We start from the raw sequence: 26,342 nt of genomic DNA on the forward strand, positions 1-26,342 counted from the left end.
ATATGGCGGATTGATCGTATTCGGAATCCCGAACACGCGCTTCGCAACCCCTCCTGACACCCGTTTTTTTGCAAAAATCTCATGCCGATCCGGCATGGGGTACTCGTTTCCGGCATTAGACTAGCCCCCTCCACGCCTGAATAGTTGCGCCTTTTTTCGCCAGCCAGCGCTCATTACCGCTCGCTCGCGATGACCTTCTGCGGTGCCTTTGACTGTTGCCGAAGAAGTCTTCCAGAACGCTTTAAATAGCTCTGGAACGCCGGTTACAGCGCAATGCCCGTGTCCACTTGAACAAAAAGGTAATGACATGAAGAAGGCAAAACTGAGCCTCGCCTGGCAGATCCTCATCGGTCTGGTACTGGGTATCGCCATCGGAGCACTGCTGAACCATTTCAGTGCAGAAAAGGCATGGTGGATCAGCAACGTACTGCAGCCGGCTGGTGACATCTTCATTCGCCTGATCAAGATGATCGTCATCCCGATCGTGATCTCGTCGCTGATCGTGGGTATCGCCGGGGTTGGCGATGCGAAAAAACTTGGCAGTATCGGCCTCAAGACCATCATCTACTTCGAGGTGGTGACCACCATCGCCATCGTGGTCGGCCTGGTTCTGGCCAACCTGTTCCACCCGGGCGCCGGGATCGACATGAGCACCCTGGGCACCGTCGACATCTCCAAGTACCAGGCCACTGCGGCCGAGGTGCAGCATGAACACGCGTTCATCGAGACCATCCTCAACCTGATTCCGTCGAACATCTTCGCGGCGCTGATGCGCGGTGAAATGCTGCCGATCATCTTCTTCTCGGTGCTGTTCGGCCTGGGTCTGTCCAGCCTCAATGCGGAAATCCGCGACCCGCTGGTAAAAACCTTCCAGGGCGTTTCCGAAGCCATGTTCAAGGTCACTCACATGATCATGAACTACGCCCCGATCGGTGTATTCGCCCTGATCGCCGTGACCGTTGCCAACTTCGGCTTTGCCTCGCTGCTGCCGCTGGCCAAGCTGGTACTGCTGGTGTACTTCGCCATCGCCTTCTTCGCCTTCATGGTGCTGGGCCTGGTGGCGCGCCTGTTCGGCTTCTCCATCATCAAGCTGATGCGCATCTTCAAGGACGAACTGGTCCTGGCCTACTCCACCGCGAGCTCCGAAACCGTGCTGCCGCGGGTGATCGAGAAGATGGAAGCCTACGGTGCGCCGAAGGCCATCTGCAGCTTCGTGGTGCCGACCGGTTACTCGTTCAACCTTGATGGCTCGACCCTGTATCAGAGCATCGCGGCGATCTTCATCGCCCAGCTCTACGGCATCGACCTGTCCATCAGCCAGCAATTGCTGCTGGTCCTGACCCTGATGGTCACCTCCAAGGGTATCGCTGGCGTGCCGGGCGTTTCCTTCGTGGTCCTGCTGGCCACCTTGGGCAGCGTTGGCATTCCGCTGGAAGGCCTGGCGTTCATCGCCGGTGTCGACCGCATCATGGACATGGCGCGTACCGCCCTGAACGTGATCGGCAACGCCCTGGCGGTTCTGGTCATCGCGCGTTGGGAAGGCATGTACGACGATGCCAAGGGCAAGAAGTACTGGGATTCGCTGCCGCATTGGCGCAGCAAGGACGTGGCGGTGGCTGGCAAGGCCGTCAAATCCTGAGTCGTTGTCCTGCTGAATGAGAAAGCCCCGATTCGTCGGGGCTTTTTGTTTTCTGTGAGTTTCTCGGGGGCCTTATCGCGAGCGAGCTCGCTCCTACAGAAGCGATAGGGCCTTGAAGGGGTCGCAACAGAGGACACTGGTTCTGCCGGCCGCTATCATTCAGCCCATCTTTGGGGGAGTTAACGGATGCTCAACGGCCTTTGGCTTGGTTTTTTCGTGGTGGCGGCCATTTCGGCCCTGGTGCAATGGCTGGTGGGCGGCAACGCCGGGGTCTTCGCGGCGATGGTCGAGAGCATCTTCGCCATGGCCAAACTCTCGGTCGAGGTCATGGTCCTGCTGTTCGGCACCCTGACCCTCTGGCTGGGCTTTCTGAAGATCGCCGAGCAGGCCGGGATCGTCGAGTGGCTGGCCAAGGTGCTCGGTCCGCTGTTCCGCCGGTTGATGCCGGAAGTCCCGCCCGGCCATCCGGCGCTGGGTCTGATCACGCTGAACTTCGCCGCCAACGGCCTGGGCCTGGACAACGCCGCCACGCCCATCGGCCTCAAGGCCATGCGTGCCCTGCAGGAGCTGAACCCCAGCCCGACCACCGCCAGTAACGCGCAGATCCTGTTTCTGGTGCTCAACGCCTCGTCGCTGACCCTGTTGCCGGTGACCATCTTCATGTACCGCGCCCAGCAAGGCGCGATGGACCCGACCCTGGTGTTCCTGCCGATCCTCATCGCCACCACTGGCTCGACCCTGGTTGGGCTGCTCTCGGTGGCGGTGATGCAGCGCCTGCGCCTGTGGGACCCGGTGGTGCTCGCTTATCTGGTACCCGGCGCATTGCTGCTGGGCGCGTTCATGACACTTCTGGCCGGGCTGTCCGCCACCGCGCTGGCCAACCTGTCGTCGATCCTCGGCAACCTGACCCTGTTCGGTCTGATCATGCTGTTCCTGCTGATCGGCGCGTTGAAGAAGGTGAAGGTGTACGAAACCTTCGTCGAAGGGGCGAAGGAAGGCTTCGACGTGGCCAAGAACCTGCTGCCGTACCTGGTGGCGATGCTGTGCGCGGTCGGCGTGTTGCGCGCTTCCGGGGCGCTGGAGTTTGGTCTGGACGGCATTCGTCACACGGTCGAATGGCTGGGCTGGGACACCCGCTTCGTCGATGCCCTGCCCACCGCACTGGTCAAACCGTTCTCCGGCAGCGCGGCGCGGGCCATGCTCATCGAGACCATGCAGACCCACGGCGTGGACAGCTTCCCGGCGCTGGTTGCGGCGACGGTGCAAGGCAGCACCGAAACCACCTTCTATGTGCTGGCGGTGTACTTCGGCGCCGTCGGTATCCAGCGCACCCGCCACGCGGTGGGCTGTGCGCTGTTGGCTGAACTGGCCGGCGTGCTGTCGGCCATTGCGGTCTGTTACTGGTTCTTCGCCTGATAGCGATTGCCCTGGGCCACGGTCCAGTCGAGCAACTGCGCCATCAACTGGTCGGAGACCTGGCCCAGGCCACTGACCACTGCGGGCACTTCCTTGTCGGCCTGTGGCTGGCGGACTTCGAAATGGCGGCTGGCGAGGATGCGCTGGGTGCGCCCCTCCACCAGCCGCGCATCCAGGCGGATCACCACGCTGATCCCCTGGGCGGTGTATTCACTCTGGAATGCCTGTAGCTCGCCAACCAGCTCGTAGTCGGCTTGCAGGTTGCTGTCGTCGGCGCTCAAGCGCGGCACCCGGCCATCGCGCTGGAAAGCATCGAGAATGCGATTGCGCAGCAGGGTCGGCGCCGGATCAGTCCAGCGTGCGCCCTTGTAGCTGCTGATCTGGTTGCCCTGCGGGACCACGGCGATGCGCGGGACATTGAAGATATCGCTGGCCAGCGGCTTGTTCACCCGCAACGACCAACTCACCGGCACGCTGGTCGACGACGCAGCCACTGCCGCGGGCAGACGATAGACCTCGGCGTTCTCGGCCTTGGGCAGGATCGAGCAGGCGCTGCTCAGGCTGATCAGCAGGGCCAGGGTCAGGCGACTGGCGAGGCTCATGGCTCGAACTCCTTGTTTTGGTCACGGCCGAGCAGGTAGCCGCTGGGGTTGGCTTCAAGGCGGCGGGAAATCCCCTTGAGCGAGTTGAGGGTGTCGCGCAGTTCACGAATTGCCGGCGACAGTTCGCGGAAGCCCTGGGCGCCGCTGTCGATGGCGTCGCGATTGCTTTCCAGCAGGGCATTGAGCGTCGCGGTGCTCTGCGCCAGCGAGCGCATTGCCTGGTCGGCGCTGTTGACGATCTGCGGGCCCTGGCTGCCGAGCATCTTGTTGGCGTTACGCATCAGTTCGCTGGTCTGCTCAAGCGTGGCGCCGGCCTGCTTGCTGATGGTCGCCAGTTCGCGGATGGCCTGGCTGATGTCCTCACGCTGCGCGGCGATGGCGCCGGTGGTTTGTTCCAGGTGTTCCAGGGTCGAGCCCAGGCGCGTGGTGTTTTCTTCGGAGAACAGGCGGTTGGCGTTGTGCAGCAGCATGTTGATGTTGGTCACCAGGTCGCTGCTGTTGGTCAGCAGGCGGGCGATCGGCGACGGCGAGGCGATGATCACTGGCAGTTTGCCGCCTTTGCCCACCAGCGGCGGGCTTTCCGGGGTGCCGCCGCTGAGCTGGATCAGCGAGGTGCCGGTGACGCCGGTCAGGGTCAGCTTGGCCTGGGTGTCCTGTTTCACCGGGGTTTCGGCGTTCAGGCGAATACGCGCCAGCACGCGGCGCGGATCGGCGGGGTCCAGGTGCAGGCTGGTCACATCGCCTACCTTGATCCCGCTGTATTGCACGGCGCTGCCCTTGGACAGGCCGGTGACCGGCTCGTTGAACACCACCTCGTAGTCCTTGAAGGTGCTGTCGACGCTGGATTTGGCCAGCCACAGGCCGAACAGCATGGCGCCGGCCACTACCAGGACGGTGACCATACCGATCAGCACATGGTGCGCGCGGGTTTCCATTTCATTTCTCCTTCAGCGCTGTGGCGGCCTGATACGCCGCCCGGCCACGCGGGCCATGGAAATACTCGTGGATCCACGGTTCGTCAGTCTGGGCCACTTCGTCGATGGGCGCGGCCACCAGCACTTTCTTCTGTGCCAGTACCGCGACCCGGTCGCTGATGGTGTAGAGCGTGTCCAGGTCGTGGGTGATAAGAAACACGCTCAGGCCGAGGGCATCGCGCAGGGTCAGGATCAATTGGTCGAAGGCCGCGGCGCCGATGGGGTCGAGGCCGGCGGTGGGTTCGTCGAGGAACAGGATGTCCGGGTCCAGCGCCAGCGCGCGGGCCAGGGCGGCGCGCTTGATCATGCCGCCGGACAGCGAGGCGGGAAACTTGTCCGCCGCCGATTGCGGCAGGCCGGCCAGGGCCAGCTTGACCCCAGCCAGGTGCTCGGCGTCGTCGCGGCTCAGGCCGGCGTGTTCGATCAGTGGCAGAGCGACGTTCTCGGTGATGGTCAGCGAGGAGAACAGCGCGCCCTTCTGGAACAGCACGCCGAAGCGCCGTTCGATCAGCGAGCGCTCGTTCGCGTTGGCGTTGGACAAGTCCTGGCCGAACACCCGCACTGTGCCTTCGTTGGGCCGGCGCAAGCCGATGATGCTGCGCAGCAGCACCGACTTGCCGCTGCCGGAGCCACCGACCACCGAGAGGATTTCGCCGCGGTACAGGTCCAGGTCGAGCTGCTCGTGCACGCTCTGGCTGCCGAAGCGGTTGCACAGGCCACGGACTTCGATCACCGCCTCGCGGGCGTCGGGCCGGCTCACCAGCCCATCTCCATGAAGAACAGCGCGGCCACGGCATCGAGGACGATCACCACGAAGATCGACTGGACCACTGCCGAGGTGGTGTGGGCGCCCACCGATTCGGCGCTGCCGCTGACCTTGAAGCCTTCCAGGCAACCGATCGCGGCGATCAGGAAGGCGAAGAACGGCGCCTTGGCCATCCCCACCAGGAAGTGCTGCACACCGATGTCGTCTTCCAGCAGCGAAAGGAACATCGCCGGCGAGATGTCCAGCGACAGCGCGCAGACCACACCACCGCCAACGATGCCGCAGAGCATCGCCAGGAACGTCAGCAGCGGCAGGGAAATCAGCAGCGCCAGCACGCGCGGGATCACCAGCAGCTCCACCGGGTCCAGGCCGAGGGTGCGGATCGCGTCGACCTCCTCGTTGGCCTTCATCGAGCCGATCTGCGCGGTGAAGGCGCTGGCGGTGCGGCCGGCCATGAGGATGGCGGTCAGCAGCACGCCGAATTCGCGGAGAAAGGAGAAGGCGACCAGGTCGACGGTGAAGATACTGGCGCCGAAGCTGGCCAGCACGGTGGCGCCGAGGAAGGCCACCACCGCGCCCACCAGGAACGTCAGCAGGGCGACGATGGGCGCGGCGTCGAGGCCGGTCTGCTCGATGTGCGCGACCACCGACGTGATGCGCCAGCGCTTGGGTTGCAGCGCGCGTCGGGCCAGGGTGGTGATGATCAGGCCGATGAAGCCGAGCAACTGGCGGCTGTCCTGCCAGAGGGTATCCACCGCCGCGCCGATGCGCGCCATCAGTTGGGTCATTACCGGAAGCTGGGTATGGCGCGGCGGGATGCAGAACTCGGTCAATGAAGCCTGCACGCTGTGCAGCAGGTGGCGGCTGGCGGGCGGCAGCGGGCTGTCGCTTTCCAGTTGCGCCAGGCGCTCGGGTCCGAGCAACTCCACCAGCAGCGAGGCACCGGCGGTGTCGAGCTTGCCGAGCTGGTCCAGGTCCACGGGGGTGTTGCTGTCGTACTGGCCGCTGAGGGCCGCAGTGCTCTGCTTGAGGCTGGCGTAGTTGGCCAGCGTCCAGTCACCACTGAGCCGCAGGCGGGCCGGGCTTTGCTGGGTGTCGAGAATGGCGCTGGCGGGGCTGGGAATGCTGGTCATAGGCTCCGGAGGTCCATGGGCGCTTCGGTGCGCCGCCCCAGAGCATAGCGTCACTGTGTGGCGGACGCTTGACCATCATCAACCACGCGGAAGCGCAGCACGCCGATCACCTGGCCGTCTTCGGTCAGCACCCGGACCTGCCAGCGTCCCACCGGATTGGCCGGGAACACCTGCTTGTGGGTCCAGGCGCGGTAGCCTTCCTTGCGCCCGCCATTGATGTCGAGGGCGATGCGGTCGACCTCTTTGCCGTTGAACTGCCACACATGGTAGATGCGCTCGTTCAGCCCGCGCGGTGCCTTGATTGCGGTGTAGGCGTAGAGCCCGGCGCTGCGGATCTGGCTGGCGCTGACCTGCTTGAGGCTGTCGCCGGGGGTGCGGTTCTGCAGTTGGCTGCTGATCGCCACCTCGGTCATCCACAAGGTCGCCGGCGGCACCCAGGAACGCAGCAGCCAGCCGGCACCGCCGATCGACAGGGTCACCAGGACCAACGCGATCGCCCGGCGCGCATTGTTGATCGGGAAGCTGCTGGCCAGGCTCGGGAAGGACAACAGCATCGACACGCCGAGCGCGAGCTTGAAGCTCTGCGCAGTGGTCAGGTGGAGAATGATCGGCAGCGCCGTGAGCATCGCGGCGAACAGCGTCAGGGTGTGCAGGGCGAGGAACAGCCAGCGCCGGGGTGCGACCCAGCGGTAGTAGAGCGGATCGATGATCGACACCAGCCCGGCGGCGCCCAGCAGGCCGGTGAAGATCAGTTGGCCGCTGTTCCAGGTGGTGGTGACGAAGAAGAACGGCAGGACGAAGAACAGGCTTTCCTGGTGGATCATCTGCGTTGCATAGCGCAGCAGCGGTTGCGGGATTTCGCGCTTGAACAGGCGGGCGAACAACTGGGTGAAACTGTTTTCCAGCATCAGCCAGACCCAGCTCACCAGCATCAGGATCGCGACCCAACTGGCCAGGCTTTCCTGGCGATCGACCAGGATGAAGCTACCGATACCGGAAATGAAACCACCGAGTGCGATGACCCCGGGATAGCGCTTGATCAGTTCGATGAGGCGCTGGATGTAGATAGGCATGGGGGCATTCGCAGAGGGCAGTAAAAAACGGTTACAAGAATACCTTGGTTTCGGTCGACTTTGGGGCGCCGAACCGTCGCGATGGGGTCCCCACTTATCCAGCGTGCCTGCGCCGATACCAGGCAAACCCACCACCGACCACCACAACCAACCCCAGCACACCCCACCAGAACAGCTCGTCATACCCCAGCAGTGGCCTCTCCACCCGCACATACCCGGTGGTCTTGAACAATTCCCGCATCGCCTGGTTCGCCTCTTCCAGGCTCACTTCGCGCAGACGCTGTTTCGGATCGACGAAACGTCCATCGGCATAGGTGTTCAACGCACCCCAGTAATAATCCGCCAACGCGCTGTTGCCCTGAGTGGTCCAGGATTCGCGGTCGATCGCCGCCGCCTTGATCCGTTCGAAGGTAGACGGGTCGAGGCCCTCGTCACGCAGGCGCTTGATCAGGTCCTGCATCACCTCTTCCGCTTCTTCGATCTGATCGCGCTCCAGGTCGGCATTCAAGCTGAGCATGCCGCTATCGCCAAAGGTTTCCCGCTGGCTCCACGGCCCATAGGACAGGCCGTGCTTGAGGCGCAGTTCGCTGTATAGCGCCCAGTCCAGGTAGCGCTGGACCAGATCGAGGGTCTGGTCGTGCTCGTTGTCCAGCACCGGCTCCAGGAACAACCAGCTCAGCCGCGCGCCGTTGCCCAGCAGGCCGCGCACCAGCGTGCGGTTTTCCTCGGCCTGCCGGCTGACGCCATCCAGCGCCCGCCGCTCGGCAGGCTCCACGGGCTCGAGCTCAGCCCAGGAGCGCTCCAGATAAGCCGGCAGCAGACGGTCGAGTCCGCCGACGATGATCAAGGTCATGTTGTTGGCCGCGTACCAGCGCTGGCGAATCTCGTCGACTTGTTCCAGGGTCATGTCGTCCAGATCGGAGCGCTCGGCGCATTTCAGACCAAGCTCCACCGCCAATTGGTCGCTGGCGCGGTGACCGATGGCCTGGTGGTCGAGCCAGCGTTGCAGGTGGGAGTAGTGGCCGCCGTCTTCGCGTTCGATGATGCGCTTGGACTGCGCCAGCGCGTCGTCATCGAACTGGGTCTGCTGCAGCAAGGCCAGCAGCAGGTCGAGCACTTTGCGCTGGTTACGGGCCGGCGCTTCGATGACGAAGGTGGTGTCGGCGCTGCTGGTGTAGGCGTTCCATTCCCCGCCAAGGGCCTGAATGCGTTGTTCCAGGCCGCCTTCGCCGCTGTCGTCGATGCCGCTGAACAGCAGGTGTTCGAGCAGGTGCGGCAGTTCTTGCCGGTCGCAGGGAAAGTCATCGAAACCGATGCCGACCACCAGGCGGATCGACACATGGTCCCGTTCGTAGCCCGGTTTGAGCAGCACCTGCAGGCCGTTGGGCAGCAGGTAGCCCTCGACTTGCGTGCGGTCCAGGGCAAAGCCGGGCATGGCGCCCAGCAACAGGCAAACGAACATCAGGCAACGCATGCGGGGCTTCCTTGCAGAGGGTCGACGCAGTAAAGGGTCACGGCGAGTGGATCTCGTCCGGCACGGCGTCGATCAGCAAGCCGCCGGTGTCGTGTCCACCCAGTACCACATAGGCACTGCTGCAGAACAATGAGTTCAGTCGTTTCATGTCGGCGATCAGTTCCAGGTGCAGCGAGCTGGTCTCGATACTCTGCACCACCTTGCGTTGCAGGCGGCTGACATGGGCGTGGGCCAGGCGCCGCTCCTGGGCGCGGAAGCGGCGTTTTTCCCGCAGCAACTGGCGGGCGCTCTCCGGGTCGGCACTGAGGAACACCGACAGCCCCAGGCGCAGGTTGGCCAGCAACTGGCCCTGCAAGCCGGTCAATTCTTCCAGGCCCACTTCGGAGAACTCGCGGCGCTGCGAGGTCTTCTGCTGCTGGATCTTGCGCAGCATGCGTTCGATCAGGTCGCTGGCCATCTTCAGGTTGATCGCAAGCTCGATAATCTCAGCCCAGCGCTGGCTGTCCTGCTCGCCGAGGTCTTCCCGCGGCATCTGCGCCAGGTACAGCTTGATGGCGTTGTACAGCGACTCGACATCGTCATGCAGGACGCGGATTTCCTGAGTCACCGCGGTCTGGGTGCCGCGCAGCACGCTGTTCATGGCTTCGAGCATGGTGTCCACCAGATCGCCCAGGCGCAGGGTTTCGCGCACGGCATTGGCCAGGGCCAGGCTCGGTGTGGCCAGGGCGGTCGGGTCGAGGTGGCGCGGTGTGGTGTGGCCGTTGGTTTCCGGGCGTTCGGGCAGCAGCCAGTTGCAGGCTTTGGCCATGAGCTTGACCGTGGGCAGCAGGGTTACGCAGCGCAGGCTGTTGTAGAGCAGGTGAAAACCGATCACCAGTTCCGATGGGCTGAAGTTCAGGCTGTCCATCCAGGTGACCAGCGGGGTCAGCAGCGGAATGGTTACCAGCAGGCCGATCAGCTTGTACAGCAGGCTGCCCAGCGCCACCTGGCGCCCGGCTGTGTTACGCATGCTGGTGCTGAGGAAGGCCAGCAGGCCGCTGCCGATGTTGGCGCCGATAACCAGGCCGATGGCCACTGGCAGACCGATCACGCCGGCACCGGCGAGGGTTGCGGTCAGCAGCACGGCGGCGAGGCTGGAGTAGGAAATCAGGGCGAACATCGCGCCAATCAGGGCATCGAGGAGGATGTCGCCGGTCAGCGAGGCGAACAGGACTTTCACCCCTTGCGCGGTGGTGATGGGCGTCGCCGCCTCGACGATCAGTTGCAGCGCCAGGATGATCAGCCCCAGGCCGATGCCCACGCGCCCGAGCTGACCGGCGCGGGTCTGCTTGCGTGACAGGAAGAAGATCACCCCGAGGAAGATCAGCAGCGGCGACAGCCATGACAGGTCGAGCGTCAGCACCCGCGCCATCAGCGCAGTACCGACGTCGGCGCCGAGCATGATCGCCAGGGCCGGGGTCAGCGCCATCAGGCCCTGACCGACGAACGAGGTCACCAGCATCGCCGTGGCGTTGCTGCTCTGCACCATGGCGGTGACCAGAATACCGGCGATGAATGCCAGTGGCCGGCGCGACATGTTCTGGCTGATCACCCGGCGCAGGTTTGAACCATAGACCCGCAGGATGCCGGTACGGACGATGTGTGTGCCCCAGATCAGCAGGGCGACGGCTGACAATAGATTGAGCAGGGTCAGCATGAATGGGCCCCCTGTGTGTCTGCCCCAGTGGGGCCAATGAATGTGCGCGGAGCCTGGCCGTTGGCAACGGCGGTTTTTTCCAGTGCTCACTTAAGCTTTAGTTCGCCAGAGGCCTTGGCGCCAGCAGGGTTGGCGGGTTCTGGCAGATAAAGCCGAGAAACCGCCGCTGTTGCCGCCACAATGAAAAAAGGCCCCTACAAGGGGCCTTGATTCAGCAACTGGCCAGTATTACTGACCCGGGATGTCCTTGCGAAGTTTCACCGGTTCGCTCTGTGCTTCTTTGCGTTTCTTCGCCATCGCCGTGCGCATGCGGATATTGACGGCTTCCACGGCCAGCGAGAAGGCCATGGCAAAGTAGACGTAGCCCTTCGGTACATGCACGTCGAAGGCTTCGGCGATCAGCACGGTACCGACCACCATCAGGAACGACAGCGCGAGCATTTTCAGCGACGGGTGCTTGTCGATGAAATCGCTGATGGTCTTGGCGCAGAGCATCATCACCAGTACGGCGATGATGATTGCGGCGACCATGACCGGCACGTGGGACACCATGCCAACTGCGGTGATCACCGAGTCCAGGGAGAACACGATGTCGATGATGGCGATCTGGATGATGGTGTACAGGAACTTGCCGCCGGTGCTCGTCGCAGTCTCGTCGGCGCTTTCCTCTTCGCCCTCGAGGCCGTGGTAGATCTCCTGGGAGCTTTTCCACAGCAAGAACAGGCCGCCGAAGAACAGGATCAGGTCACGACCGGAAATGCCCTGGCCGAAGACTTCGAACAGGTCGGCGGTGAGGCGCATGACCCAGGTGATCGACAGCAGCAACATGATGCGGGTGACCATCGCCAGGGCGAGGCCGAAGATCCGGGTGCGCTGCTGCATGTGCTTGGGCATGCGGCTGACCAGGATCGAGATCATGATGATGTTGTCGATCCCGAGCACGATCTCAAGTGCGGTCAGGGTGAAAAGGGCAACCCAGATTTCCGGGTTGGTCAGCCATTCCATGTTTGTTCCTTCAGGCGTATGACGTTGCGCGCCGGATCAGGCGCGCAAACGGGTTGGGTGGATCTGTTTACTAGAGGCTACTGAACAGCGGGAAAATTCCCATGAGCAGCGCGGCGAGCATTATGCATAGGCAGACTAGCACTGCCCACTTCAGGGTAAAGCGCTGGTGGTCGCCGAACTCGATGCCGGCCAGGGCGACCAGCAGGTAGGTCGATGGCACCAGCGGGCTGAGCAGGTGAACCGGCTGTCCGACGATTGAGGCGCGGGCCATTTCCACTGGCGAAATACCGTAGTGGCTGGCGGCTTCCGAGAGTACTGGCAGTACGCCGTAGTAGAAGGCGTCGTTGGACATGAAGAAGGTGAACGGCATGCTCACGATCGCGGTGATCACCGCCAGGTACGGGCCCAGCGCGTCCGGGATCACGGCCAGCAAGCTCTTGGACATGGCTTCGACCATGCCGGTGCCGGACAGGATGCCGGTGAAGATACCGGCGGCGAAGATCAGCCCGGTTACCGCCAATACGCTGCCGGCGTGGGCGGCGATGCGGTCTTTCTGCTGTTGCAGGCACGGATAGTTGACGATCATCGCAATACTGAAGGCGATCATGAACAGCACCGGCAGCGGCAGTAGGCCGGCGATCAGCGCGACCATCAGCGCGGCGGTCAGGGCGCCGTTGAACCACAGCAGTTTCGGGCGGCGGGCGTCTGGGTACTGGGAGACGGTGATTTCGCTGTGGTCGATCTCATCGCCCGGCAGGTGCAGTTCGCCGAGACGGGCACGCTCGCGCTTGCCGTACATGTAGGCGATGGCCAGGATCGCCACGACACCGGCAAGCATGGCCGGGATCATCGGCACGAAGATGTCCGAAGGGTCCACGTGCAGCGCGCTGGCGGCGCGGGCGGTCGGGCCGCCCCACGGGGTCATGTTCATCACCCCGCCGGCGAGGATGATCAGGCCGGCCATGATCCGCGGGCTCATGCCCAGGCGGCTGTACAGCGGCAACATCGCTGCGCAACAGATCATGTAGGTGGTGGCACCGTCACCGTCGAGCGAGACGACCAGGGCCAGCACCGCGGTGCCGACCGAGACTTTCAGCGGATCGCCTTTGACCAGCTTGAGGATCTTGCGCACGGCCGGGTCGAACAGGCCGGAGTCGATCATCAGGGCGAAATAGAGAATGGCAAACATCAGCATCACGCCGGTTGGGGCGAGCTTGCTGATGCCTTCCAGCATCATCGGGCCGATCTTGCTGGAAAAACCGCCGAACAGGGCGAACAGGATCGGTACCAGGATCAGTGCGATCAAGGCCGACAGGCGCTTGGTCATGATCAGGTACATGAAGGTGATGACCATGGCGAAGCCGAGGAAGGTCAGCATAGGGGTACTCCAGGCGTAGTGCGTCGGGACAGGGACGTGACGGACGGATCAGCGGGCGAGGCGCTGTGTCTGGAGTAGCGGAGGGAAATCAGGGCGCAGGAAGTTACGGAAGGACATCAGAATCACCATTGTTCTTGTTGATTGGGCCGGGCTCGGTAAATCGGATGCCCTGGCGCGCCGGTCGCTATGCCGGTGGTGAGGTGATGCTAAGGGGCTAAGCTTTCAGCCAGCTTTCGAGGGTTGAAAGGTGACGAGAGGTATTTTTCGGGAGTGCCTTCGCGAGCAAGCTCGCGCCTACAAGACAATGATTACCCTGTAGGAGCGAGCTCGCTCGCGATGAGGCCCCAAAAACAGCGGCTGAATTCGTACCAAGGAGTACTGAAAAAAATGACTCAATTCCACGAGGGCGGCTGCCACTGCGGCGCCCTTCGCTACCGGGCCGAAGGCCCGCTCACGGATGTCGCCCACTGCCATTGCTCGATCTGCCGACGGGTCACCGGCGGTTTGCTGGTCACTTGGGTCACCGTGCCCTGCGGTGGCTTCCAGTGGTTGGCCGGAACTCCGCAGCGCTACGATTCGTCCGCCAGTTGCGTGCGTTATTTCTGCAGCCGCTGTGGCGCGCATGTAGCTTTGACCACCGACCTGAGCCCGGAAACCATCGATATCACCGTGACCACGCTGGATGATCCGGAATCCGCGCCGCCAAACCGGCATATCTGGACCGAGAGCCGTTTGCCCTGGCTGCATCTGGACGAGCAATTGCCTAGCGAGAGCCACGAATCTCTCTGATGTCTAAGGCAGCTCCAGTCCGCCCGCGGCCTTGTGCAAGGCCCGCAGGTGCTCGCCGAGCTGTTTGATATTGGCCTCCACCGCCTTGATCTGCGCCGCGCGCTCCGGCCCGAGCAAGGCGCGTACTTCCGTGTCCAGGTCCACGCTCAACGCCTGCAACTGTTGCTGGCGCTGACTGCTGCTCTGCTCCAGTTGCTGGCGCTCGGCGGGCTGCGGCAGGCCATAACCACCCTCCCCCAGCAATTCCGCCGGTTTGCTCAGGAAGCCACTGTTGGCGAGGATCTGCTGCAAGGTGTTGTTGGCCTTGGCCACGCTGCCGTCCTCGAGCGCACGCCCGGTCAGGTAGCGTTGCTTGACCTCGTCCTGGGCCAGCAGCAACTGTCGGCGCAGTCCGGCCTGTTCCAGCAGCAGCAAGGCGGCGCTGGTGCGCAGGTCGGCGCGGTCGAACCACGGGCGACGCTGTTCGGCGCTCTGTTCCAGCCAGCTTTCGACGCTGTCGGCGGGGACCGGCAACTGCTTCTTGAGAATCTGGAACATCGCCTGATAGCGATCACGGTAGGAATCGAAACGATAACCCAGGCGCAGCGCCTCGCGCGGGTCGTCCAGCACGCTGGTATCGGCCAGGCCGCGGCCCTTGAGCACTTCCAGCAGGCCGTTGGGCATGATGTTGTCGAGGCTGGTCAGGCGCGGATTGGCGGTGCCGCTGCGCAGCAGCTTGAGGGTTTCCACCGCGCAGTTGTTGGACAGGAAGAAGTAATTGCCGTCGTAGCTCCAGTGCATCTCCAGGGCCTGACGCACCAAGGCTTCCAGCTCCTCGCGGGACAGCTTCAGCGGGATGGACGCGAGGCTGCGCAGCTCGGTCTTGGTGTATTCATCGATGACCTGGCCCAGCGGCAGCACGAACAGTCGTGACGGGTAGGCGCCGACCAGGCCGTCCCAACTGGACAGTTGCACATCGTTGACGAACGCCCGGTACGACAGCACCAGGTGTTGGTCCAGATCCAGGCGGCAGTCCGGCCCGCGTGGCCGGCCAGGGGCGCAGATCACCAAGCGCAGCATGCTGTGGCCCCAGCGGCTGACCCAGTTCTGGTTGGCTTCGGCCAGCAGGTAATCCACCGCATAAACGCGCTCTGGGTCGATTTGCCCCAGCGGTTGCTTGGCGAAATCGTTGCCAGCATTGAGGAACGGCAGCGCCGGCTCGCAGGCCGGGTGCGCTGGCGCCCAGCCGAAGTGCTTGTTCAGGTAAGCCTGCAAGGCCGGGCGGCGGCAGGCATAGCTCGGGTCGAGAAGGAAGTACTCCATGTTGACCGCGATAAATTCTTTGGGGCTGCTCAGCTCATAGCTGTCCGGGCTGCGGGCGATCTGGCGATTGTGCTGCTCGCGTTCGCCGCGACGACCAACGTATTGCGGCCAGCCGGCAAGGTCGAGCAGGCGCGGATCATCGCTGAGGGTGAAGCGGCGTTCGGGCTGGCCGCGGCATTCGTCGCGCAGCCCCACCTTGCCCTGGCTGTCGTTCTGGCGTTTGCACTGGACGATCAGCCGACGCTCGTCGTCCGGCCAAAGCCGGGCACGGTCGTAGATATGGGTGGTTTCGTGGAGGACGGTGGCCAGCAATTCCTGGCGCACGGTGCCATGGGGGCGACCGGTTTTCTGTGTGGCCGCACTGCCGTCGGTGAGGCTGGGCAGCAGGCGGCGATTGAGCGCCAGTGTGGACACCAGCGAGGCCTGGCCGTAGGCGTCTTCGGGCATGCGCGCGTCCCAACTGACCGTGATGGTGCGGTCGAGGCGGGTCTTGAAACTGGGCGGAAGTTTCTCCATCGCTTCATCCAGCAGCGCCTGGGTGGCCTGGCGCTGGGATGAAGTCAGGCTGTCGTCCTGCAATACCAGTTGCAGGTCGGCCAGCACGGGGACGCTGAACAGTGCAAGTGCACCGCTCAGCAGCCAGTTACGCAGGGATTTCACAGGGCCAGGATGGCTTCGGCCAGGACCTGATCACTGGCTTGGCGGGCTTCCGGGACGCGCTGGCGCAGGGTATCGAACGCGGCTTCCAGTTGCGCGCCACGGATGTCGCCGTTGCTGGCGACGAAGCAGGCGGCATCGTCGCGGGCTTCGCGGACGACTTTCGAGTCGCGAATCGAGGTGGTGGTGTCAGATGTGAAATCGATCGAACGGCCAAAGGCGCGGACGATGATGTTGCTGGTGGCGACCACGGTGTGTGCCTGGGCTACATCGGCCAGCAGCAGGAAGCCGAGAGTGGCGGCAATCAGCGGATTACGCATGGAACATCTCCGGGAAAAACAGGTGTGGTCATTGGACGAGAATTGCCTGCGCCAGTTCAAGGTCGGCAGCATGAAGTTCGGGGTTCTCATGGCGCAACCGCTGGATGACCGCCTCCAGCCGTGCGCCGCGCAACTGGCCGTCGCTGGCAATGAAGGCCGCAGCGTCATCGCGGGCGGCCCTGACCCACTTGCGGTCGAATGGTGCGGTGGTCACCTGGCTGGTGGCGTAGCCGCTGACGACGAGTGTGGCAGTGGTCATATCGAAGGCCAGGGCGGTGCCGGGCCCGAACAGCACAAGCAGCAATGGCAAATAACGCATGGGGAAACAATGCCTCCGGAATCGAGGCGGCAAAGGCTATCCCAATGTGTAAGCCCGGGCCAGAGCGGTTGGCCCGGGTGTTTTGCCTGGTGTTTCGCGAATGGCGGACCCGTGTCGGATCAAATCGCCAGAATCGCCTGGGCCAGTTGTGCGTCACTGGCCTGCAGCGTTGGCTGTTGCTGGCGGATGTGGACGAAGGCGCTTTCCAGCTTCGCGCCACGGATATCGCCGTTGCTGGCGACGAAGCTCGCGGCGTCGTCACGTGCGGCGCGGACGATCTTGTCGTCACGGAACGAGGAGGACACATCCGAGGTGGCATCGGTGGAAGCGGCCACGGCACCTACGACGGCGTCGGTGGTGACCACGAAACTGGTGGCCTGGGCAGTCGAGGCCAGGGCCAGCAAGACGGCGGCGCCAAGCAAGCGAGTACGGAACATGGTCGATCTCCTGAGTAGGGCTTTGGTTATCTGAATGTCAGACGCGCGCTCAGCTTATTGCGTTACGGGTGAGTCAAGCTGCGTGAAACAAGCGTAACACGGGGTAAGCGAAACGGCGTCGGATGTAACTGTTATGGTCTTTATTTGAATTTATAGAATTGTACTGCTTGTTGAACCAAGCGCTCTATTTCGCACCTTCCAGAACGAAAAAACCCGTCAGCAGTTACCTGCGACGGGTTTCTCGGAATTCGGTGCCGGCCTTGGCCGGCGCTCCTGGCTTAACGCCAGAAAGGCTTGCTCAGCTCTTCGTAGCGCTGTGCTTCGCTGATACCGGCGTCGGCCAGCAGGCGGGCATCCAGGCGAGCCAGTTGATGGCGGCTGGAGATGCGGCGCTGCCACAGCATCAGGTTAGCCAGCAGGCGCAGAGGCAGAGCGGCTTGGGATTGTTGAGCGTTGTTTTCGAAAATCAGATCGGAACTGAGGGTACGTTCCATGATGTCTTCCTTCCGCTTATGGCGGCATTGGCTAGTGGTTTAACTGATGCCAATGATCCTCCTCCGCCGTCCATAACAGTAGATACAGTTCGCCTTGATTGTGAGGGTCCAGTTAACTGTTTAAGGGTGCTGTTGCACTCAAAATACGCGTAACTGTACTGGTCTGCGCGCTTTTGGTGCATTTGTGGTCAAGGGAGGAGTCGGGAGGAGGAAAAGCTGGGGGATATTACCGGTACAGTAGAACAGTTTTTGTGGATTTGAATAGGGCAACTGTACAGCCGGTGCGCATTGCGCGTCACCGGCTGCCAACTGTCCTGGATCAACCGGCGAGCATGCGGCCGGTTTCTTCAAGATTTTCGTGCCAGGCCAGGGCCTCACGCAGGATGTGAGGGGTATGACCGCCACGCTCGCAGGCGCGGGTGAAGTAGTCGTTCAGCGCCTCGCGGTAATCCGGGTGCACACAGTTGTCGATGATCACCCGGGCGCGCTCGCGGGGAGCCAGGCCGCGCAGGTCGGCCAGACCTTGCTCGGTCACCAGGATGTCGACGTCATGCTCGGTATGGTCCACATGGCTGACCATCGGAACGACGCTGGAAATCGCGCCGCCCTTGGCAATCGACTTGGTGACGAAGATGGCCAGGTGCGCATTGCGGGCGAAGTCGCCCGAGCCGCCAATGCCGTTCATCATCCGCGTACCGCAGACGTGAGTGGAGTTGACGTTGCCGTACAGGTCGAACTCCAGCGCAGTGTTGATGCCGATGATGCCCAGGCGACGGACCACTTCAGGGTGGTTGGAGATTTCCTGCGGACGCAGCACCAGCTTGTCCTTGTAGCGCTCCAGGTTGCCGAACACGTCAGCGTTGCGGCGGCTCGACAGGGTGATCGAACTGCCCGACGCGAAGCTCAACTTGCCAGCGTCGATCAGGTCGAAGGTCGAGTCCTGCAGCACTTCGGAGTACATGGTCAGGTCTTCGAACGGCGACTCGATCAGGCCGCACATCACCGCGTTGGCGATGTTGCCGATACCGGCCTGCAGCGGGCCGAGCTTGTTGGTCATGCGGCCAGCATCGACTTCCTGTTTGAGGAAGTTGATCAGGTGGTTGGCGATGCCTTGGGTTTCTTCATCCGGCGGCAGCACGGTGGACGGCGAGTCGGACTGGTTGGTGATGACGATGCCGACGATCTTCGCCGGGTCGATCGGGATCGCGGTGCTGCCGATGCGGTCGTCGACCTTGACCAGCGGGATTGGCGTGCGGGTCGGGCGGTAGGTCGGGATATAGATGTCGTGCAGGCCTTCGAGGTTGGCGTTGTGCGCCATGTTGATCTCGATGATCACTTGCTTGGCGAAGATCGCGAAGCTGGCCGAGTTGCCCACGGAGGTGGTCGGCACGATGTGGCCTTGCTCGGTGATCGCCACGGCTTCGATGACAGCGATATCCGGTAGTTTGAGCTGGGCGTTGCGCAGTTGCTCGACGGTTTCCGACAGGTGCTGGTCGATGAACATCACCTTGCCTTCGTTGATGGCCTTGCGCAGGGTGCTGTCGACCTGGAATGGCATGCGGCGGGCCAGCACACCGGCTTCGGTCAGTTGCTTGTCCAGGTCGTTGCCAAGGCTGGCGCCGGTCATCAGGCTGATTTTCAGCGGCGACTGCTTGGCCCGTTCGGCCAGTGCGTGGGGAACGGCCTTGGCTTCACCGGCACGGGTGAAACCGCTCATGCCGACGGTCATGCCGTCCTGGATCAGGGCGGCGGCGTCTTCCGCGCTCATGACTTTACTGTGCAGCGAGGACAAGCGAATGCGATCACGGTACATGGATTGTTATCTCGGGCTACTGAAGCTAGATGCGCAGTCTAGTGATTTCGCAAATGTTCGTCGCGCGACCAAGGTCGTAGGCGAAGCCCGGAAATAGAGCCTTCCGTCGGCGGGCCGGGGACGAAAAAGCCCCAGGCGTTACCGCGCTGGGGCTTTTTGTCACAGTACCGCGAGGGGCTTATTCCACCGCTTTGACCATGTCCTCGATGACCTTCTTGGCGTCGCCAAAGACCATCATGGTCTTGTCGAGGTAGAACAGTTCGTTGTCCAGACCGGCATAGCCGCTGGCCATCGAGCGCTTGTTGACGATGATGGTCTTGGCCTTGAAGGCTTCCAGGATCGGCATGCCGGCGATCGGCGACTTTGGATCGTTCTTCGCCGCCGGGTTGACCACGTCGTTGGCGCCGAGCACCAGCACCACGTCGGCCTGACCGAACTCGGAGTTGATGTCCTCCATCTCGAACACCTGGTCATACGGCACTTCGGCTTCCGCCAGCAGCACGTTCATATGGCCAGGCATACGGCCCGCCACCGGGTGGATCGCGTACTTCACGGTCACGCCGTTGTGGGTCAGCTTCTCGGTCAGTTCCTTCAGTGCGTGCTGGGCACGGGCCACGGCCAGGCCGTAGCCGGGAACGATGATCACGGTGTCGGCGTTGCTCAGCAAGAAGGTTGCGTCGTCGGCCGAGCCGGACTTCACCGGACGAGCCTCCTGCGCGCCCGCCGGGCCGCCGGCATCTGCCGCACCACCGAAACCGCCGAGGATTACATTAAAGAAGGAACGGTTCATCGCCTTGCACATGATGTACGAGAGGATCGCACCGGACGAACCCACCAGCGAGCCTGCGATGATCAGCATCGAGTTGTTCAGCGAGAAGCCGATACCGGCCGCCGCCCAGCCCGAGTAGCTGTTGAGCATCGATACCACCACGGGCATGTCCGCGCCGCCGATCGGGATGATGATCAGCACGCCCATCACAAACGCCAGGGCCAGCATGACTGCGAAGGCCGTGAGGTTGCCGGTGAAGGTGAACACCAGGCCCAGGCCGATGGTGGCCAGGCCGAGTACCAGGTTGAGCTTGTGCTGACCGGCGAACTGTACGGGTGCGCCCTGGAACAGGCGGAACTTGTACTTGCCCGAGAGCTTGCCGAAAGCGATGACCGAACCGGAGAAGGTGACCGCGCCGATGGCCGCGCCCAGGAACAGCTCCAGGCGGTTACCGGCGGGAATTGGGTCGCTGATGCTGTTGACGATACCCAGCGATTGCGGCTCGACCACCGCGGCGATGGCAATGAACACCGCCGCCAGGCCGATCATGCTGTGCATGAACGCCACCAGTTCCGGCATTTTGGTCATTTCAACGCGCTTGGCCATGATCGCACCGGCGCTGCCGCCGACCAGCAAGCCGACCAGCACGTAGGCGATGCCGTCGGTGGCCAGCTCGGCGCCAAGCTTGTAGATCAGGCCGACGGTGGTGACCACCGCCAGTGCCATGCCGAGCATGCCGAACAGGTTGCCGCGGCGGGACGTGGTCGGGTGCGACAGGCCTTTCAGGGCCTGGATGAAGCACACCGACGCGACCAGGTAGAGAAGAGTTACCAGGTTCATGCTCATTTTTACTTCTGCCCCTCAGCCTTTGCGGCCTTCTTCTTGAACATCTCCAGCATGCGCCGGGTGACGAGGAATCCACCGAATACGTTCACCGCTGCCAGGGCGACCGCGAGGGTGCCCATGACCTTGCCCAGCGGGGTGACGGTCAGGGCGGCGGCGAGCATGGCGCCGACGATGACGATGGCGGAGATGGCGTTGGTGACCGCCATCAGCGGGGTGTGCAGCGCGGGCGTGACGTTCCAGACCACGTGGTAACCGACATAGATCGCCAGCACGAAGATGATCAGGTTATAGACGCCGTGAGAGATCAGCATGTCTTCCATTGTCTGGCTCCTTATCCGTTCTTGCGGATGACCTGGCCGTCGCGGCACATCAGGCACGCGGCGACGATGCCGTCTTCGAGGTTGATCGTCAGCGCGCCGTCTTTGTCGAACAGCAGCTTCATGAAGTCCAGCAGGTTGCGGGCGTACAGCGCCGAAGCATCGGCACCGACCTGCGCGGGCAGGTTGGTCGGGCCGACGATAGTGACGCCGTTCACCTGTATCACCTGGTCGGCGACGGTCAGCGGGCAGTTACCGCCCTGGGCCGCGGCGAGGTCGATGACCACCGAGCCTGGCTTCATTTGCGCCACGGTCTCGGCGCTGAGCAGCGTCGGTGCCTTGCGGCCTGGGATCAGCGCGGTGGTGATGACGATATCGGCCTGCTTCGCGCGTTCGTGTACGGCTTGCGCCTGACGCTGCATCCAGCTGGCCGGCATTGGTCGGGCATAGCCGCCGACGCCGACGGCGCATTCGCGTTCTTCGTCGGTTTCATACGGCACATCAAGGAACTTCGCACCGAGGGATTCGATTTGCTCCTTCACCGCCGGACGTACGTCCGAGGCTTCGATCACCGCACCCAGGCGCTTGGCCGTGGCAATGGCCTGCAGGCCGGCCACACCGGCGCCGAGAATCAGCACGCGGGCGGCTTTCACCGTACCGGCGGCGGTCATCAGCATCGGCATGAAGCGTGGATAGTGGTGAGCGGCGAGCAACACAGCCTTGTAACCGGCGATGTTGGCCTGCGAGGACAGCACATCCAGGCTCTGGGCCCGGGAAGTGCGTGGCGCGGCTTCGAGGGCGAAGGCGGTAATGCCGCATTCGGCCATCTTGGCGATGAGTTCGTTGTTGAACGGGTTGAGCATGCCCGCGAGCACGGTACCGCTCTTGATCTGGCCCAGTTCGCTGTCGTCGGGCGCTACAACTTTCAGGACAAGCTGCGCGCCAAACGCATCGGCGGCGCTTCCCATGACGGCGCCGGCAGCCTCATAGGCACTGTCCGGGATGCTGGCGTTCAGGCCGGCTCCGCGTTGCACAGTGACTTGATGACCCTGTCCCACCAGTTTCTTGATGGTTTCGGGAGTGGCAGCGACCCGTGTTTCGCCCGTCTGCGTTTCGAGAGGAACACCAATGTGCACGTCGTATTCTCCTGCGTGATCTTTTGTAGTTGAACCAGCGCACTACGGTTGGTGCGTCTGGGCGGCCGATCAGCACGATCCCGCCAGAACGAGGCGGGGCGCGGCATTTTGCAAGCGATCCTGAATCGCTTCAATGGGTTCTGAATGGAAACGACAAACAAACTACAAGTCACCCTGTGACCGTATGTCGCAACGATTCGGCTCCAGCCCTTCAAACACGGGGTTTAGCGACATTAAAAGAAAAATTAAAAATTTTCTGACAATTTTCATGTGGGCTATGAAAAACGTCGTTTGAATGGCAGGAAAGCCCCGAAAACAGTGGGGTTTGACGGGGTTTTGAGGGCGACTGAAACAGTTGTCGCCTATGCGACATTTATATACATCTGTAGGGCTTTTGGTTTATTGACTACTGGGTCAGCAAACCGCTCTCGTCCTTGTGGGCTGCGGCGTAGCGGTGGGCTTCGTTCACCAGCCAGTCGCGAAAAGCACGCAAGGAAGCTGATTCCACCTTCCTTTCCGGGATCATCAGGTAATACGCCTTGATACTGGACAGCGCGTGCGGGTTGGCGATCACCAGGCGGCCCTCCTCCAGTTCGCGCTGGATCAGGAAGGGTGGGATCAGTGCCACACCCATCTCATGCATCGCTGCCTGGGCCAACATCGAGAATAGTTCATAGCGTGGGCCTGTCATGTCCCGGGCGACATTCATGTCCACACTGTCGAACCACTGGCGCCACGCGTAGGGCCGGGTGGTTTGCTGCAGCAAGGGCAGTTGCGCGATGGCCTGGGGCTCCAGGTGCGGATGCGGGCCCAGCAGCGAAGGGCTGCACACCGGCACCGGGTTTTCTCCCATAAGGCGGTGGGATTGCGTACCGGACCAGTCGGCATCGCCAAAGTAGATCGCGGCATCGAAATGGGTGTCGGCAAACAGGAAGGGCCGCGTCCGGTTCGTGAGGTTGACCGTCACCTCCGGGTGGCGCTGCTGGAAGTCCTTCAGTCGCGGCAACAACCATTGCGTGCCGAAGGTGGGCACGACCGCCAGTTCGATCACGTTGGCGCCTTGCTGGCCCATGACCGACAGGGTGTCGCGTTCCACCGCATCCAGTTGTGTCGCCACCCGCCGGCTGTAGGACAGTCCCGCCTCGGTTAGCTTTACTCCGCGCCGTGAACGGCGGAACAGTTCGACATTGAGGAACTCCTCCAGGCCACCGATCTGTCGGCAGACGGCGCCTTGGGTGAGGGACAGTTCCTGCGCCGCCTTGGTGAAGCTCTCGTGGCGGGCTGCGGCCTCGAAGCAAACGAGGGCCGTAGTGCTGGGGATCTTGCGCCGCATATACGTCAACCTCACTAATTAGCGGTGGAAATGGCCTCTCAGCCTGCCACGGAGTGAGAAATCATCACAAGAGTATGCGCAATCCTCGTTTGTCGCCCTGCCCGTTCCGGCCTAGGATCAATGCACGACAAAAACATCTCCCTTCCCCATTTCGAGGACTCCCTCATGGCCGGCAAAGCAAGCTTCAACTGGATCGATCCGCTGCTGCTCGATCAGCAGCTCACCGAAGAAGAGCGCATGGTGCGTGAAAGCGCTTTCCACTTCGCCCAGGACAAGCTGGCGCCGCGCGTGCTGGAAGCCTTCCGTCATGAGCAGACCGATCCTGCGATCTTCCGCGAAATGGGCGAAGTCGGCCTGTTGGGTGCGACCATTCCCGAGCAGTACGGCGGCAGTGGCCTGAACTACGTGTGCTACGGCCTGATCGCGCGTGAAGTGGAGCGTATCGATTCTGGCTACCGCTCGATGATGAGCGTGCAGTCCTCGCTGGTGATGGTGCCGATCAATGAGTTCGGTACTGAAGCACAGAAACAGAAATACCTGCCCAAGCTGGCCAGCGGTGAATGGATCGGCTGCTTCGGTCTGACCGAACCGAACCACGGCTCCGACCCAGGTTCGATGATTACCCGGGCGAAGAAAGTCGATGGCGGCTATCGCCTGAGCGGCAGCAAAATGTGGATCACCAACAGCCCGATCGCCGATGTGTTCGTGGTCTGGGGGAAGGACGATGCCGGCGATATCCGTGGATTCGTCCTGGAGAAAGGCTGGCAAGGTCTGAGCGCCCCAGCGATTCACGGCAAGGTCGGCCTGCGGGCTTCGATCACCGGTGAGATCGTCATGGACAACGTGTTCGTGCCGGAAGAGAACATCTTCCCGGACGTGCGCGGCCTGAAAGGTCCGTTCACCTGCCTGAACTCGGCGCGCTACGGCATTTCCTGGGGCGCCCTGGGTGCCGCTGAAGCCTGCTGGCACACGGCTCGCCAATACACCCTGGATCGTCAGCAGTTCGGTCGCCCGCTGGCGGCCAACCAGTTGATCCAGAAAAAGCTGGCCGACATGCAGACCGAAATCACGCTGGGCCTGCAGGGCTGCCTGCGTCTGGGTCGCATGAAAGACGAAGGTACCGCTGCGGTTGAGATTACTTCGATCATGAAGCGCAACTCATGCGGCAAAGCGCTGGAGATTGCCCGTCTGGCGCGGGACATGCTGGGCGGCAACGGCATCTCCGATGAGTTCGGTGTTGCCCGTCACCTGGTCAACCTCGAAGTGGTCAACACCTACGAGGGTACCCATGACGTGCACGCGCTGATCCTCGGCCGCGCACAAACCGGTATCCAGGCCTTCTATTAATAAGGAGCCAGCCCATGGGCGCGCTTTCTCATTTGCGGGTCCTGGATCTGTCGCGGGTATTGGCCGGGCCGTGGGCCGGCCAGATCCTCGCGGACCTGGGGGCGGAAGTCATCAAGGTCGAGCGTCCAGGTGCGGGCGATGACACCCGGGCCTGGGGCCCGCCCTTCCTCAAGGACGCCAACGGCGAGAACACCAGTGAGGCGGCCTATTACCTGTCCGCCAACCGTAACAAGCACTCGGTGACCATCGACTTCACCCAGCCTGAGGGTCAGCGCCTGGTGCGCGAGCTGGCGGCGAAGTCAGATATCGTCATCGAGAACTTCAAGGTGGGCGGGCTGAAGGCCTATGGCCTGGATTATGAAAGCTTGCGTCAGGTGAACCCACAGCTTATCTATTGCTCGATCACTGGCTTCGGCCAGACCGGGCCGTATGCCAAGCGCGCCGGTTACGACTTCATGATTCAGGGCCTTGGCGGACTGATGAGCCTGACCGGGCGTCCCGAGGGCGAAGATGGCGCCGGGCCGGTGAAGGTTGGCGTAGCGCTGACGGACATCCTCACCGGGCTGTATTCCACGGTCGCCATCCTGGCCGCCCTCGCCCACCGCGATCAGCATGGCGGCGGGCAGCACATCGATATGGCGTTGCTTGATGTGCAGGTGGCTTGTCTGGCCAACCAGGCAATGAACTACCTCACCACGGGCACACCTCCGCGGCGGCTGGGTAACGCACATCCGAACATCGTGCCTTATCAGGACTTTCCCACGGCAGATGGGGACTTCATCCTGACGGTGGGTAATGACGGCCAATTCCGCAAGTTCGCTGAGGTGGCGGGTCAGCCTCAGTGGGCGGACGATCCGCGGTTCGCTACCAACAAGCTGCGGGTAGCCAACCGCGCCGAGCTGATCCCGCTGATTCGCCAGGCTACGGTGTTCAAGACCACGGCCGAGTGGGTCAGTCAGTTGGAGCAGGCAGGTGTGCCCTGTGGCCCGATCAACGATCTGGCGCAGATGTTCGCGGACCCGCAGGTGAAGGCTCGCGGTCTGGCCATCGATATCCCTCATTCGTTGGGAGGCAGCGTTCCGCAGGTGGCCAGTCCTATTCGACTGTCCGAGACGCCAGTCGAGTACCGCAATGCTCCGCCGCTGTTGGGCGAACATACCGAGCGGGTCCTGAGCAGCGTATTGGGGCTGGGAGCGAATGACATCCTGCGTTTGCGCGAGGCCAAGGTTCTTTAAGGCAGCGTTTCTATATATAGAGGCAATAAAGCGGGGCCTCAAAAACTGATTTGGATCAATTTCAAATTAGTT

The 26,342-nt window shown here is 62.6% G+C and carries 24 protein-coding genes; 5 read left to right on the forward strand and 19 right to left on the reverse strand.

Features of this window, described 5'->3' with window-relative positions:
- Window positions 1-307: 307 nt before the first annotated feature.
- Both gltP and DM374_RS11590 read left to right on the forward strand, forming a co-directional pair.
- Complete coding sequence (gene gltP / locus DM374_RS11585; RefSeq protein WP_110969928.1) at window positions 308-1,639, forward strand: glutamate/aspartate:proton symporter GltP; 1,332 nt, start codon at window positions 308-310, stop codon at window positions 1,637-1,639.
- 186 nt (window positions 1,640-1,825) lie between these two features.
- Window positions 1,826-3,055, forward strand: coding sequence for a nucleoside recognition domain-containing protein (locus tag DM374_RS11590; protein WP_110969929.1), 1,230 nt, complete (start codon window positions 1,826-1,828; stop codon window positions 3,053-3,055).
- On the opposite strand, the gene DM374_RS11595 is transcribed toward DM374_RS11590, so the two are convergent.
- The 9 genes from DM374_RS11595 to DM374_RS11635 all read right to left on the reverse strand — a co-directional run bounded on the left by DM374_RS11595 (window position 3,037) and on the right by DM374_RS11635 (window position 13,156).
- Window positions 3,037-3,657, reverse strand: coding sequence for an ABC-type transport auxiliary lipoprotein family protein (locus DM374_RS11595; protein WP_110969930.1), 621 nt, complete (start codon window positions 3,655-3,657; stop codon window positions 3,037-3,039). The two genes, DM374_RS11590 and DM374_RS11595, sit on opposite strands and share 19 nt — an antisense overlap.
- Entirely contained in the window at window positions 3,654-4,592 is a 939-nt protein-coding gene (locus DM374_RS11600; RefSeq protein ID WP_110969931.1) for an MlaD family protein, read from the reverse strand. Before DM374_RS11600 ends, DM374_RS11595 begins: the two co-directional genes overlap by 4 nt.
- Window position 4,593: 1 nt before the next feature.
- On the reverse strand, window positions 4,594-5,391 hold the full coding sequence (locus tag DM374_RS11605) for an ABC transporter ATP-binding protein (RefSeq protein WP_110969932.1): 798 nt from the start codon (window positions 5,389-5,391) through the stop codon (window positions 4,594-4,596).
- A complete protein-coding gene (locus DM374_RS11610) occupies window positions 5,388-6,530 on the reverse strand; it encodes an ABC transporter permease (RefSeq protein WP_110969933.1) in 1,143 nt (380 codons plus the stop codon). The genes DM374_RS11605 and DM374_RS11610 overlap by 4 nt, the downstream gene beginning before the upstream one ends.
- A 50-nt stretch (window positions 6,531-6,580) precedes the next feature.
- Window positions 6,581-7,603: a DUF5924 family protein gene (locus DM374_RS11615; RefSeq protein ID WP_110969934.1), complete on the reverse strand. Its 1,023-nt coding sequence runs from the start codon at window positions 7,601-7,603 to the stop codon at window positions 6,581-6,583.
- Window positions 7,604-7,697: 94 nt separating this feature from the next.
- On the reverse strand, window positions 7,698-9,077 hold the full coding sequence (locus DM374_RS11620; RefSeq protein WP_110969935.1) for a M16 family metallopeptidase: 1,380 nt from the start codon (window positions 9,075-9,077) through the stop codon (window positions 7,698-7,700).
- Window positions 9,078-9,114: 37 nt separating this feature from the next.
- Entirely contained in the window at window positions 9,115-10,773 is a 1,659-nt protein-coding gene (locus DM374_RS11625) for a Na/Pi cotransporter family protein (protein WP_110969936.1), read from the reverse strand.
- A 228-nt stretch (window positions 10,774-11,001) separates the two neighbouring features.
- Window positions 11,002-11,778: a TerC family protein gene (locus DM374_RS11630; protein WP_110969937.1), complete on the reverse strand. Its 777-nt coding sequence runs from the start codon at window positions 11,776-11,778 to the stop codon at window positions 11,002-11,004.
- Between the two features lie 70 nt (window positions 11,779-11,848).
- Window positions 11,849-13,156: a CitMHS family transporter gene (locus DM374_RS11635; protein ID WP_095159023.1), complete on the reverse strand. Its 1,308-nt coding sequence runs from the start codon at window positions 13,154-13,156 to the stop codon at window positions 11,849-11,851.
- Between the two features lie 387 nt (window positions 13,157-13,543).
- Here DM374_RS11635 and DM374_RS11640 point away from each other — a divergent pair, with 387 nt between their 5' ends.
- On the forward strand, window positions 13,544-13,945 hold the full coding sequence (locus DM374_RS11640; RefSeq protein ID WP_110969938.1) for a GFA family protein: 402 nt from the start codon (window positions 13,544-13,546) through the stop codon (window positions 13,943-13,945).
- A 3-nt stretch (window positions 13,946-13,948) separates the two neighbouring features.
- Here DM374_RS11640 and DM374_RS11645 read toward each other — a convergent pair whose 3' ends face one another.
- From DM374_RS11645 to DM374_RS11690, 10 genes are all read right to left on the reverse strand, one after another.
- Window positions 13,949-15,907, reverse strand: coding sequence for a DUF7844 domain-containing protein (locus DM374_RS11645; RefSeq protein WP_110969939.1), 1,959 nt, complete (start codon window positions 15,905-15,907; stop codon window positions 13,949-13,951).
- The gene (locus DM374_RS11650; protein ID WP_110969940.1) at window positions 15,904-16,224 is read right to left on the reverse strand and encodes a DUF2388 domain-containing protein; all 321 of its coding nucleotides are present in this window, start codon (window positions 16,222-16,224) and stop codon (window positions 15,904-15,906) included. The genes DM374_RS11645 and DM374_RS11650 overlap by 4 nt, the downstream gene beginning before the upstream one ends.
- Before the next feature lie 28 nt (window positions 16,225-16,252).
- Complete coding sequence (locus tag DM374_RS11655; protein WP_110969941.1) at window positions 16,253-16,543, reverse strand: DUF2388 domain-containing protein; 291 nt, start codon at window positions 16,541-16,543, stop codon at window positions 16,253-16,255.
- Window positions 16,544-16,662: 119 nt separating this feature from the next.
- On the reverse strand, window positions 16,663-16,980 hold the full coding sequence (locus DM374_RS11660) for a DUF2388 domain-containing protein (protein WP_110969942.1): 318 nt from the start codon (window positions 16,978-16,980) through the stop codon (window positions 16,663-16,665).
- A gap of 278 nt (window positions 16,981-17,258) precedes the next feature.
- Window positions 17,259-17,474, reverse strand: coding sequence for a DUF1127 domain-containing protein (locus DM374_RS11665; RefSeq protein ID WP_095159017.1), 216 nt, complete (start codon window positions 17,472-17,474; stop codon window positions 17,259-17,261).
- Between the two features lie 319 nt (window positions 17,475-17,793).
- Window positions 17,794-19,287 (reverse strand): acetyl-CoA hydrolase/transferase family protein, encoded by a 1,494-nt coding sequence (locus tag DM374_RS11670; RefSeq protein ID WP_110969943.1) that lies wholly within the window; start codon window positions 19,285-19,287, stop codon window positions 17,794-17,796.
- A gap of 178 nt (window positions 19,288-19,465) precedes the next feature.
- Window positions 19,466-20,902, reverse strand: a complete 1,437-nt coding sequence (locus DM374_RS11675; RefSeq protein ID WP_110969944.1) for an NAD(P)(+) transhydrogenase (Re/Si-specific) subunit beta — start codon at window positions 20,900-20,902, stop codon at window positions 19,466-19,468.
- A 2-nt stretch (window positions 20,903-20,904) separates the two neighbouring features.
- The gene (locus DM374_RS11680; protein WP_009403440.1) at window positions 20,905-21,222 is read right to left on the reverse strand and encodes an NAD(P) transhydrogenase subunit alpha; all 318 of its coding nucleotides are present in this window, start codon (window positions 21,220-21,222) and stop codon (window positions 20,905-20,907) included.
- Between the two features lie 11 nt (window positions 21,223-21,233).
- Window positions 21,234-22,355 (reverse strand): Re/Si-specific NAD(P)(+) transhydrogenase subunit alpha, encoded by a 1,122-nt coding sequence (locus DM374_RS11685; RefSeq protein ID WP_110969945.1) that lies wholly within the window; start codon window positions 22,353-22,355, stop codon window positions 21,234-21,236.
- Window positions 22,356-22,761: 406 nt separating this feature from the next.
- Window positions 22,762-23,688 carry a LysR family transcriptional regulator gene (locus tag DM374_RS11690; RefSeq protein ID WP_110969946.1) on the reverse strand — a complete coding sequence of 309 codons (927 nt, stop codon included), beginning with the start codon at window positions 23,686-23,688 and terminating at the stop codon, window positions 22,762-22,764.
- Window positions 23,689-23,853: 165 nt separating this feature from the next.
- Between DM374_RS11690 and DM374_RS11695 the strand changes: the two genes are divergently transcribed.
- The gene (locus DM374_RS11695; RefSeq protein WP_095159134.1) at window positions 23,854-25,035 is read left to right on the forward strand and encodes an acyl-CoA dehydrogenase; all 1,182 of its coding nucleotides are present in this window, start codon (window positions 23,854-23,856) and stop codon (window positions 25,033-25,035) included.
- A 14-nt stretch (window positions 25,036-25,049) separates the two neighbouring features.
- A complete protein-coding gene (locus tag DM374_RS11700; RefSeq protein ID WP_110969947.1) occupies window positions 25,050-26,270 on the forward strand; it encodes a CaiB/BaiF CoA transferase family protein in 1,221 nt (406 codons plus the stop codon).
- Window positions 26,271-26,342: the final 72 nt, after the last annotated feature.

It is taken from the genome of Pseudomonas huaxiensis (assembly GCF_003231275.1).
Taxonomy (GTDB): domain Bacteria; phylum Pseudomonadota; class Gammaproteobacteria; order Pseudomonadales; family Pseudomonadaceae; genus Aquipseudomonas; species Aquipseudomonas huaxiensis.

Coding starts and splice junctions, on each gene's coding strand:
- gltP (WP_110969928.1), top strand. CDS start 308: ATGAAGAAGGCAAAACTGAGCCTCGCCTGGCAGATCCTCATCGGTCTG.
- DM374_RS11590 (WP_110969929.1), top strand. CDS start 1,826: ATGCTCAACGGCCTTTGGCTTGGTTTTTTCGTGGTGGCGGCCATTTCG.
- DM374_RS11595 (WP_110969930.1), bottom strand. CDS start 3,657: ATGAGCCTCGCCAGTCGCCTGACCCTGGCCCTGCTGATCAGCCTGAGC.
- DM374_RS11600 (WP_110969931.1), bottom strand. CDS start 4,592: ATGGAAACCCGCGCGCACCATGTGCTGATCGGTATGGTCACCGTCCTG.
- DM374_RS11610 (WP_110969933.1), bottom strand. CDS start 6,530: ATGACCAGCATTCCCAGCCCCGCCAGCGCCATTCTCGACACCCAGCAA.
- DM374_RS11615 (WP_110969934.1), bottom strand. CDS start 7,603: ATGCCTATCTACATCCAGCGCCTCATCGAACTGATCAAGCGCTATCCC.
- DM374_RS11620 (WP_110969935.1), bottom strand. CDS start 9,077: ATGCGTTGCCTGATGTTCGTTTGCCTGTTGCTGGGCGCCATGCCCGGC.
- DM374_RS11625 (WP_110969936.1), bottom strand. CDS start 10,773: ATGCTGACCCTGCTCAATCTATTGTCAGCCGTCGCCCTGCTGATCTGG.
- DM374_RS11630 (WP_110969937.1), bottom strand. CDS start 11,778: ATGGAATGGCTGACCAACCCGGAAATCTGGGTTGCCCTTTTCACCCTG.
- DM374_RS11635 (WP_095159023.1), bottom strand. CDS start 13,156: ATGCTGACCTTCCTCGGCTTCGCCATGGTCATCACCTTCATGTACCTG.
- DM374_RS11640 (WP_110969938.1), top strand. CDS start 13,544: ATGACTCAATTCCACGAGGGCGGCTGCCACTGCGGCGCCCTTCGCTAC.
- DM374_RS11650 (WP_110969940.1), bottom strand. CDS start 16,224: ATGCGTAATCCGCTGATTGCCGCCACTCTCGGCTTCCTGCTGCTGGCC.
- DM374_RS11655 (WP_110969941.1), bottom strand. CDS start 16,543: ATGCGTTATTTGCCATTGCTGCTTGTGCTGTTCGGGCCCGGCACCGCC.
- DM374_RS11660 (WP_110969942.1), bottom strand. CDS start 16,980: ATGTTCCGTACTCGCTTGCTTGGCGCCGCCGTCTTGCTGGCCCTGGCC.
- DM374_RS11665 (WP_095159017.1), bottom strand. CDS start 17,474: ATGGAACGTACCCTCAGTTCCGATCTGATTTTCGAAAACAACGCTCAA.
- DM374_RS11670 (WP_110969943.1), bottom strand. CDS start 19,287: ATGTACCGTGATCGCATTCGCTTGTCCTCGCTGCACAGTAAAGTCATG.
- DM374_RS11675 (WP_110969944.1), bottom strand. CDS start 20,902: ATGAGCATGAACCTGGTAACTCTTCTCTACCTGGTCGCGTCGGTGTGC.
- DM374_RS11680 (WP_009403440.1), bottom strand. CDS start 21,222: ATGGAAGACATGCTGATCTCTCACGGCGTCTATAACCTGATCATCTTC.
- DM374_RS11690 (WP_110969946.1), bottom strand. CDS start 23,688: ATGCGGCGCAAGATCCCCAGCACTACGGCCCTCGTTTGCTTCGAGGCC.
- DM374_RS11695 (WP_095159134.1), top strand. CDS start 23,854: ATGGCCGGCAAAGCAAGCTTCAACTGGATCGATCCGCTGCTGCTCGAT.
- DM374_RS11700 (WP_110969947.1), top strand. CDS start 25,050: ATGGGCGCGCTTTCTCATTTGCGGGTCCTGGATCTGTCGCGGGTATTG.